Genomic DNA, 6,000 nt, shown 5'->3' with positions numbered 1-6,000 from the left:
CACAGGGATTTGCGCTGGACGCGGGGTGGAGCAGCCCGGTAGCTCGTCAGGCTCATAACCTGAAGGCCGCAGGTTCAAATCCTGCCCCCGCAACCAAATCAAAAAAAAGCCCGCACGGAGAAATCCGGCGGGCTTTTTGACGTTTAAACGGCGCGCACACAGGGGCGACCTGCTGTCCTGCTGTGACCCCAGCCACTCATCCGCTTGCGGCTGCAATGGGGTAAGCATCCGGCCAGGGCCGCAGTCTGAAGGGCTTTCAGGTTTTTCGGCGTGATTTGCGGGCCCACTTTGCTGCCAGATCGTCGACGGCTTTGTTGAGCTCGGCGAAGTTGGCCTTGTCCGGATCGTAGTCCTCGCTGCCCCACCATTCGACGAGCTCGGCATGCCGCTCGTGGGCAGGATCGGCGAGGGCCTCGCGGAACTCCTGATAGCCCCACGGACCGCCGATGTCCTCGGGAGGGCAGTGGCCGGTTGCTTCGAGGAGCATGGGCTCCGCAAGGCCGATGACGGGGAATGTGCGCTCGATCTTGATGCTGTGCGTCCAGCCGTCGCCGAAGTCATAAAGGTACTTGAACGATTTCGCGCCGATATCTTCGATTGCCGCCAGCAGCGAGATCTTGCGCGCATCGAGCGGTCCATCTCCCCAGTCCTGATCAGCCAGACCAAAGCCGACGTCACGGATGCGGAATTCGTAAAGGTGGCTGTTGGTCCAGCCCATCGCCGCCTGCAGCACCTCGTGAAGGCGATGGAGCTTGATGCGGAACGGCACAACGACGCGCCGCATTACCGTCGGTTCGACGTGGTCGAGGGTGACCTTCAGACGGACCAGGGAAGCCGGCATCTTTAGGCCGCCAGCATGTGCGCCGCCGGCGTCGTGCTCTTCCAATTCCAGGGCAAGAGCTCATCGATCCGGTGCGTGGGATAACCGGCGATGCGGTGAAGTACGTCGGCGAGCCAGGCTTGCGGATCGACGTCATTCATCTTGGCCGAGACAATCAAGCTGTACATGGCGGCGGCGCGCTGGCCGCCGCGGTCCGATCCGGCGAATAACCATGATTTCCTGCCCAAAGCTATGCCGCGCAGGGCGCGTTCGGCGGCATTGTTCGAGAGGCAAACACGCCCATCGTCGAGGAAGAAGGTGAAGGCAGGCCAGCGGTTCAGCAGGTAATCGAAGGCCTTGGCGAGATCATGATCGCGTGACAGCTTGGCTCGCTGACCCTTCATCCACGCTTCCAGCTCCAGGACCAAGGGTTTGCTGCGCTCCTGACGAACGGCCTTTCGCACCTCCGCGCTTTGACCGTTGATGTCGCGCTCGACCTCGAACAGGGCGTCGATCCTCTGCACCATCTCCAGCGCGATCGGCGATATGACGGCCGGCGTCTTGCCCTGCGCTCGTCGGCGCGCATTCGCCTCGACGTCGGCCATCGCATAAAAGGGCCGCCTCGCATGGGCCCAGCAGGCTGCTTCCGTTATCGGGCCGGGCCGTCGATCCGGAAGATAGAGCTTGGTGTAGCCGCTATAGGCATCCGCCTGCAGAATGCCGCTATAGCCGGCGAGATGCGCCTGCGGGTGCTCGCCCGCGCGATCACGGGAATAGTAGAACATCGCCGATGGTGCGACCGTGCCGCCGAACGGTCGATCGTTGCGAACATAGACCCAACTTCGGGCGGTATCGGTCTTTCCTGCGGCCAGGACAGGAACCGTCGTGTCGTCGCCGTGTAACCGCTCCGCCGCAAACGTATGGGCTTCGATCCGTTTGAGGATCGGATCGAGTACGGCACAGCAAGCGCCGATGCTGTCGGCCACCGTCGACAGGCTGAGCGGAACGCCTTCGCGTTCGAAGCGCTCGACCTGCCGGTTGAGCGGCAGATGCTGGCCGAACTTGTCGAACAGGATCATCGCCAGGAGATTGGGGCCGGCCCATCCACGCGGGATGGCATGGAAAGGGGCCGGCGCCTGGCTGATCTTTTCGCAATCGCGGCAGGTGAACTTCTCGCGCACCGTCTGGATCACCTTCCATTGGCGCGGAATGACCTCGAGGGTCTCGGTGATATCCTCGCCCAGCTTGCGCAGTCGGTCGCCACCACAGCACTGGCAGCTCACCGGACCGGGCACGACGACGCGTTCGCGCGGAAGATGCTCGGGCAAAGGCTTCTTCACCGGCCGGCTGCGGATAAAGCCGGCGACATTGACGGTGGCCGCCACCGCCATTTCGGCTGCGAGTTCGTCCTCGGTCGCCGCCATCTCCAGCTCTTCCAGTTGGAACTCCATCTGGTCGATCAGCCGGGCACGGCGCTCCGCCTTCGGGCCATAGAGCTGTCGCTCGAGTTTTTCGATGCGCAACTTTTGCCGGGCAATGACGGCAAGATCCTCGGACGCCTTGGCCTTGGCGACGGCAAGTTCAGCCTCGATCTGGGCGCCCTTGGCGCGTGCCGCGATGAGCTCTGCCCGCAGGGCAGCAACATCGTCGGGAAGCAGATCAGGGCTGTTTTCCATGTCCGAAGTGAATCACAGAAGCCCTGATTTGCCTAGAGTTTCAAAGGACTTGTCCCGGAATATTCGGCTCCGGACGGCTCACCCGGCGCTGGTCGGCCGCCAGGTCTGCTGCGGATTTCGCCAATCAATCCCCTCCAGCAGATAGGACATCTGACCGGCGGTCAGCGCGATCGCGCCACTCTCCGTCGCCGGCCAGATGAAGCGGCCGCGCTCGAGCCGTTTCGCATACAACGATAGGCCGACCCCATCATGCCAAAGGGCTTTTATCAGCCGGCCGCTACGACCACGAAAGACAAAGACATCGCCCTTGAATGGATCGCGGCCGAGGCCCTCCTGCACCAGCAGCGCCAGACCCTGCATGCCCTTGCGCATATCGCAGTGACCGCTCGCGATCCACACCCGCACCCCGGAACTGATCGGGATCATTTGAGCGCTCGCATGATCGCGGCCGCCAGCTCGGATGGCGCTGCTGCGCCAATCCTCACCTTCACGCCACTCGGGAAGTCCACGCACAGGGCCGGTTCGACCGCATCGCTGCTGGCAGGACCAACGAGCTTGGCCGGCAGAAAGGCGGGCTCGGCCTCCCGTGCCAAAGATAATCGCCGCCAAGTATAGATCAGGCCAGTCGAAATCTCGAAACGGCGTGCAACTTCGGAGACCACCGCGTCTGGCGCGAAAGCCTCCGCCAGTATTTGCGTGCGATCTTCCAACGACCATCGCCGACGCCGCTCCGGCCCTGTCAGCAAAACTGCATGTCCCATGAATTGCTCGATGCGCTCTTAAGTCCACTCTTAAGAGCGCAGACTCACGGGAGACGCGGAACTTCGCAAGGCGGTCCCCGCCGGAGGGGTACGCAATGGGCGGGACGGGCGGCGTATCGTATCCATCCGAGCAGGGCCGCAGGATTTTGAGCGCCGCGCGTGGTAAGGTGGGTTCATGGAGATCGACGAGGACAGGATCGACGATGCCGTTTTGGCGCTGTTATGGCTGACTGAACTGCATAACGAGCGGTGCGCCTGGAAGGGATTCGACTGGGCAGCAACGGATCGGCTTTACAAGAAGGGCATGATCCGCGAGCCGGTCAACAAGTCGAAGTCTTTGATCCTCACCGATGAAGGCTTGGAACATTCAGAAGCGCTGTTCCGGAAGTTGTTTACGCGGCCGCCGCAATAGCCGTCCCTTGCGGTGGCACTGACTGTCCTTATTGACGTCAATAAGGACAGTGCGGATGACCGTGCGTGATCGAGGCCGAAAAACAGTGTCTCGTTCAGGAGCTCGTCCCTCATCTTTGAATTAAAGGCTTCACAGATGCCGTTTTGCATGGGCTTGCCCGCCTTTCTCTTCGCTCCAGGCCAGCATGGCGTTCGAGGTGAACTCCGTGCCATGATCACTGATCACAGCCGCGCGCGAGGGCGTAGCGAAATAACCTACGCGCGCCCGAACCGATGGTCGGTCGTGTCGACGCCGCTGTTTCGTGATCGCTCAACATGGGGATGACACTATTGTATTGCTAATTACAATACATTCTCCTATCTTCCCTTCAAAGGAGACGACTCATGGCCACCACAGCGGAACGCAAGGAACACCCCATCTCGATGCGACTGCCGGAAGCGGATGTCGCGATGATCGATCGTGCGGCGACGCTGCGCGGCCGCTCGCGCACCGACTTCGTGCGCGATGCCGCCGTGCGCGCGGCCGAGGAGGTGGTGATGGAGCAAAGCCTGATCCGTATGAGCCCGGAAGGCTTCGATGCGTTCATGGAGGTTCTCGCCGCCCCGGCAGCGCCTGCTCCCGAAATGGTCGAGTTGGCGAAACGGCCGGCACCATGGGAAGCCGGCTACGAGCCGAAGCGGTAAGTCGTGGCGTTATCCACTCCCGAACCGCTTACCGCCGCGCATGATGTGTCTGAATTCTCTTGCGGCAAGCCGACGCTCGATCACTGGCTGAAGACGCGCGCGCTTTCCAATCAGCAGAAGGGCTTCACCGCCATTTTGGTCGTCCATGAGGCGGCGCGCGTCGTCGCCTATTATGGTCTGGCGCCGACGGCCGTGGTGCCGTCGGTCATGCCGCGCTCGATTCGCACAGGCCAGCCGTCCAATCCGGTTCCGTGCCTTCTTCTTGGCCAGCTTGCCACCGATACCGGATGGGCGGGGCAGGGGATTGGGACGGGTCTCGTCAAACACGCGCTGCAGCGTTGCGTCCAGGCGGCCGGTCTGGTGGGCGGGCGAGCGCTGATGGTCAATGCCGTGGATGATGAAGCTGCCGGTTTCTGGCAACGGCGTGGCTTCTTGCCGTCGAAGGACGATCCACTTGTCCTCTTCCGCTCGATTGCCGATGTCGCGGCGTCGCTGGCCGAGGCGTGAGCCAAGCAGAATAGAATATCGATGAATCAAGAAGAGGAATATCTCACCGCGAAGGATCAATTAGATGACTTCCGCAGCAAACACACGCACCGCTTCATATCGCGGGTCGAGCTTGGGATCACCCAGCCGGTGAAACGTCTTCTTATGAAAGGTAAGGATAAGCCGGTTGGTTTCCACGCGGAACTGAGCTTTTCGCCTCTTTTCTGTGCGGCGGCGGCCGACCTAGCCTTGAAGCGAAGCTGTCGTTTTGCGGCTTCCATGATATGGCGACGGTGGTCAGGCGGGCGAGCAAAGCGGTTATCTTGGCGTCACCGAAGACCGTGGCCCATTCGCTGAAGCTGAGGTTGGTGGACTCCGTTGCCCTCGTCGCTCTCCGCGTTGAGGGAAGGTTCACATGGCTCAATCCTCAATGGAAATTAGGCGCCTAACCGGCTCAGTTCCGCGTGAAGGCCAACAGGTATGGCCGTTGCCACCTATTCCCTTCTTGGGCAAGGTTGCCGAATTGAACGGGCGCTTATCTGCCCTTCAAAGCGATTGCACGTCAACAGAAGTCCACCGGCGCATGAGCGAAATCTACGGCGAGCGCGAAGGCACCTGTCGAATGACCAATTTAGTCATCCTAGCGGGGGGTGCCGTGGAGCGGGTTGAAAAGGGCAAACGTATCCTCCGTCTGGCTCCCTGACAGTGTGGACAACGACCAACTTACGGTGTGGCTAATCGAGGCAGCCGCGCGGAACGCAGGCCGGCCGTTGACAATTGCCAGTCTGCAATCGCCGCCCGTGCATTTCCCGTTCCATCTGATGCGCCGTTGGCCTACCTTGGGTCGAACAACGACCACTTGGCTGTGAGAAGTGAGGGACCCAATAATCAGTTCATGGCCATGCGTGATTGGATTCGACGATCAGGCTCATCATAAATGCCTACACAGCTGCTCGGAATAAGCCTGAGAGAAAACTGCATCCTTCGGGAGCCGCTTCCTGCGCATGTGTTGCCACGTCGACACGCAAATGTCCGCCACCACTCGATCGCCAGTAACGATGGTTGTGCCCTCCCGCCACCATCTTTGCTGGCGTCGATTGCAAGTTATGATTGACGTCGGCTTCACTTGCTCGGGAGCAAGTGAAGATTAGATCCTGCCCCC

Annotated in this window: 7 protein-coding genes, 1 tRNA gene and 2 pseudogenes; 4 read left to right on the top strand and 6 right to left on the bottom strand. The window is 61.0% G+C overall.

What is annotated here, in order from left to right:
• Nucleotides 1-19 precede the first annotated feature (19 nt).
• Nucleotides 20-96 (top strand) — tRNA-Met (locus ASD01_RS07540).
• A 160-nt stretch (nucleotides 97-256) separates the two neighbouring features.
• On the opposite strand, the gene ASD01_RS07535 is transcribed toward ASD01_RS07540, so the two are convergent.
• The 4 genes from ASD01_RS07535 to tnpA form a co-directional block, all read right to left on the bottom strand.
• The gene (locus tag ASD01_RS07535) at nucleotides 257-841 is read right to left on the bottom strand and encodes a plasmid pRiA4b ORF-3 family protein (protein WP_060643808.1); all 585 of its coding nucleotides are present in this window, start codon (nucleotides 839-841) and stop codon (nucleotides 257-259) included.
• A gap of 2 nt (nucleotides 842-843) precedes the next feature.
• Nucleotides 844-2,496 carry an IS66 family transposase gene (gene tnpC / locus ASD01_RS07530; RefSeq protein ID WP_060643798.1) on the bottom strand — a complete coding sequence of 551 codons (1,653 nt, stop codon included), beginning with the start codon at nucleotides 2,494-2,496 and terminating at the stop codon, nucleotides 844-846.
• A gap of 78 nt (nucleotides 2,497-2,574) precedes the next feature.
• Complete coding sequence (tnpB, locus tag ASD01_RS07525) at nucleotides 2,575-2,922, bottom strand: IS66 family insertion sequence element accessory protein TnpB (RefSeq protein WP_060643797.1); 348 nt, start codon at nucleotides 2,920-2,922, stop codon at nucleotides 2,575-2,577.
• On the bottom strand, nucleotides 2,919-3,257 hold the full coding sequence (tnpA, locus tag ASD01_RS07520; protein WP_063979502.1) for an IS66-like element accessory protein TnpA: 339 nt from the start codon (nucleotides 3,255-3,257) through the stop codon (nucleotides 2,919-2,921). Before tnpA ends, tnpB begins: the two co-directional genes overlap by 4 nt.
• A gap of 175 nt (nucleotides 3,258-3,432) precedes the next feature.
• Here tnpA and ASD01_RS07515 point away from each other — a divergent pair, with 175 nt between their 5' ends.
• Complete coding sequence (locus tag ASD01_RS07515; protein ID WP_060643796.1) at nucleotides 3,433-3,669, top strand: DUF6429 family protein; 237 nt, start codon at nucleotides 3,433-3,435, stop codon at nucleotides 3,667-3,669.
• Nucleotides 3,670-3,722: 53 nt separating this feature from the next.
• Here the strand turns inward: ASD01_RS07515 and ASD01_RS34535 are convergent.
• Nucleotides 3,723-3,894, bottom strand: a pseudogene (locus ASD01_RS34535) (integrase core domain-containing protein); the annotation flags it as partial.
• 158 nt (nucleotides 3,895-4,052) lie between these two features.
• Here ASD01_RS34535 and ASD01_RS07510 point away from each other — a divergent pair.
• Nucleotides 4,053-4,352 carry a type II toxin-antitoxin system TacA family antitoxin gene (locus ASD01_RS07510; RefSeq protein ID WP_060643795.1) on the top strand — a complete coding sequence of 100 codons (300 nt, stop codon included), beginning with the start codon at nucleotides 4,053-4,055 and terminating at the stop codon, nucleotides 4,350-4,352.
• Between the two features lie 3 nt (nucleotides 4,353-4,355).
• Nucleotides 4,356-4,859 carry a GNAT family N-acetyltransferase gene (locus ASD01_RS07505; RefSeq protein ID WP_060643794.1) on the top strand — a complete coding sequence of 168 codons (504 nt, stop codon included), beginning with the start codon at nucleotides 4,356-4,358 and terminating at the stop codon, nucleotides 4,857-4,859.
• Between the two features lie 142 nt (nucleotides 4,860-5,001).
• On the opposite strand, the pseudogene ASD01_RS37530 reads toward ASD01_RS07505, so the two are convergent.
• Nucleotides 5,002-5,211 (bottom strand): annotated as a pseudogene (locus ASD01_RS37530) (AAA family ATPase); the annotation flags it as partial.
• Nucleotides 5,212-6,000 lie beyond the last annotated feature (789 nt).

The sequence above is a fragment of the Ensifer sp. Root423 genome (assembly GCF_001426275.1).
GTDB classification, from domain to species: Bacteria; Pseudomonadota; Alphaproteobacteria; order Rhizobiales; family Rhizobiaceae; genus Ensifer; species Ensifer adhaerens.
This window is presented reverse-complemented; position numbering and strand designations above follow the sequence as displayed.